This window comes from Nonomuraea sp. NPDC050394 (assembly GCF_044459065.1).
GTDB lineage: Bacteria > Actinomycetota > Actinomycetes > Streptosporangiales > Streptosporangiaceae > Nonomuraea.
This window is the reverse complement of the sequence record NZ_JBITIO010000044.1, coordinates 1-2,382: the sequence shown is the minus strand read 5'-3', so window position 1 is coordinate 2,382 and position 2,382 is coordinate 1. Positions and strand designations below refer to the sequence as shown.

Genomic DNA, 2,382 nt, shown 5'->3' with positions numbered 1-2,382 from the left:
TCTTGGTCGACTGCTGTCTTACCGGGAGCCTTCTCTTCTCTCAACCCACCCTCGCGCATCCACTCTGGCCTGCACGCTCAGGTTGGAAAAGCCTCTGTGCACTGGGTGTTGAACGGATCTCGGCCATCAGGTGCCGGGGCGGGGCAGCGGGCTCCTCCCGGATGGGCTGCGAAACGGTGCGACAGCAGCATCACCTCGCTCAGCGCGTCCATCCGGCGCATGCCGCCCGAGACCGGCTACTCCTCGACCTCACGCCGGTCGGCGGCCGCGTGTGCGAGCGCCCGGACGTCCAGGTCGGCGGCGGTCTGTTCGGGGGTGGCGGTGCCCCGATTCTCGCAGGACGGCCGCCCTTCTTTCCTCTTTAATGTTCAACTCTCAGCGGGCGTCCGGCCTGTGCATTTAGAGAAAATGTAGACGCCACCCGTTTCCAGCTACTCGATATTCCGCCCCGAGGCTCACGCGGAGCGGCAGTTTCCACTTACACGGAGTCACCCCGGCTGACGTTATTCTCACTCTAGAATCACATTCACCTGTTGACAGATCGCACGTATAGAAGTTGCATGAACAATGCCATCGATACCCAGTCTTCTGAAGTGTCGGGATACACGGGAGGATTCTCATCCGACTTAGGGTCCCAACCCTCTTGGCAAGGGTGCGGTAATAGCTTGTTCGCCATTTGGCTTGGCGGCACTCGCCAAGGCGATAACTCGTAGGACTGGGGAGCGTTATGTTTTTCTCGACGTTCGCCTATTTCAACCGGAATGTCAGACTTGCCCACTTAATAAGTCAGCATTGTGTGATCCTCTTATGCGTATAACGCTTCAGGAAAGGCACAGCCAGCAGATTCAGAAAGGGACACAACCATCGTGAAGTTCAGGACGTTAGTCTTCAGTGTCGCAGCGGCGTTATCCCTGCTCGCAGTCTCTACTGTTCCCGCGTTCGCCGACCCTGGGCGGGCGGAGGTCGGCCAGGTACAGGATCCCTCGATCGACAACCTTCCGAGCAAGACCGAGCTCACTCCCCTGCCAGGAAGCGAAGAACCCGGAGCTGCCGCCCTGCCCCCTGGCTGTTGGGGCCACAGCGACGCGCCTTACAAGGGTGGGCTGACCGACGTGTTCGGATTCGGTGAGACCTACTGCCCGGCCAGCTACCCGGAAATCTACGTAGACTCCGACCTGCAGCGATCTCGCTGGTTCGGCTGGGAGACGCTGGACACCGACAGTGAACGCAACTTCTGGAGCAATCGGGCCGACGTCGACCTATCCACTTACTGTTTCGGCGAAGGCACCTACGACTACCGAGTCAAGTCCTACCACGAGGTCCACGCCAGCCAGATATCATTTGGCAATACCGTGAATCGGACGAACGGCATCGGCTGCTGAAAGGTCAACGTGCCCACCGAGATCACCTTGTCAGGATGGCGGTTCTTCGTCGAGACACTGCCCGGAGGGCTCCTGCGCATCGGCCACGGGCCCAGTTGGCGACCCGACAGGGTAAGAATCACCGACCTGGACGAGGCCTCTCAGCGCCGGGCAGAAGCCCTCGCCGTAATGGGGCATCGCCATCGCGCTCGGCGGGCAGGCTGGGCCCGCTGGCACCGGAGCAGTTGGGTGTGGGGCCTCTGCTCGGGGGATGTGCAGGTGGAGGCCGTTGGGTGGGCACGTTCACGGACATTGACCGTTCACCGTCTCGGGCCACGATTTTGGGTAGTCGAGACGGTGGGCCGGTTTCGCTATCTGGTGGTACGTGCCGGCGGCCTACCTGAGACTCGAATCCCAAGACCACGCCGCAAGCGCCGGATGTCGGCGGGCAGGGGGGTGGGGGGAGGTGATGAGCCCTCGGTTCCTTTGCACTAAACCGGCACCGCAGATTCTCGCAGGAGGGCTACTGCTGGCTGCGCTCACTGGCACAACCACTACAGAGAATTCACTCAAGGCTTATGAGATCAGCTTCCAGTTGCACCCACTCATTGATTCCCATTCCCGTGACCCGCAGGCACTCAGAACCGATTCCGCGCGTGTTCAGCTGCTTGCGGTTGTCTCACCTGACGGCCGGCTGATCCGGCTACACAGCCGGATGGTCGTCGGATCCGACCCCAGCCGCAGGCAGGAGCTGATCATCTTCTGGCGCTCCCCCGCGTCCACGCGTACCGAGCTCCGCCTGGATCTATGCCTGAGCACCCAGGAGCGGGTGCCGCCAGCCCCCCTGTTCGACGACGTCCTGCTCGACACCGTCGGTCCCCTGGACCCAAGCCGGGAATCTGCCGGATTCATCCGCGAAGGCAATGCACTGAGCCGTTTTCATCCCCGTGCGGTGACTGCTGATCACAACATGATCGCAAGGTCGACATTCGTCTGATGACATGGCGAAACCCCTGGTAGA

2 protein-coding genes are annotated in these 2,382 nt (G+C 61.3%); both read left to right on the top strand.

Annotated features, from left to right (window positions below):
- Positions 1 to 866 precede the first annotated feature (866 nt).
- Positions 867 to 1,382, top strand: coding sequence for a hypothetical protein (locus ACIBKY_RS55380; RefSeq protein ID WP_397110781.1), 516 nt, complete (start codon positions 867 to 869; stop codon positions 1,380 to 1,382).
- A 448-nt stretch (positions 1,383 to 1,830) separates the two neighbouring features.
- Positions 1,831 to 2,358: a hypothetical protein gene (locus ACIBKY_RS55375; protein WP_397110779.1), complete on the top strand. Its 528-nt coding sequence runs from the start codon at positions 1,831 to 1,833 to the stop codon at positions 2,356 to 2,358.
- Positions 2,359 to 2,382: the final 24 nt, after the last annotated feature.

What these genes read in the sequence shown, in the direction of transcription:
- ACIBKY_RS55375 (WP_397110779.1), top strand. Translation starts at nt 1,831, where the DNA reads ATGAGCCCTCGGTTCCTTTGCACTAAACCGGCACCGCAGATTCTCGCA.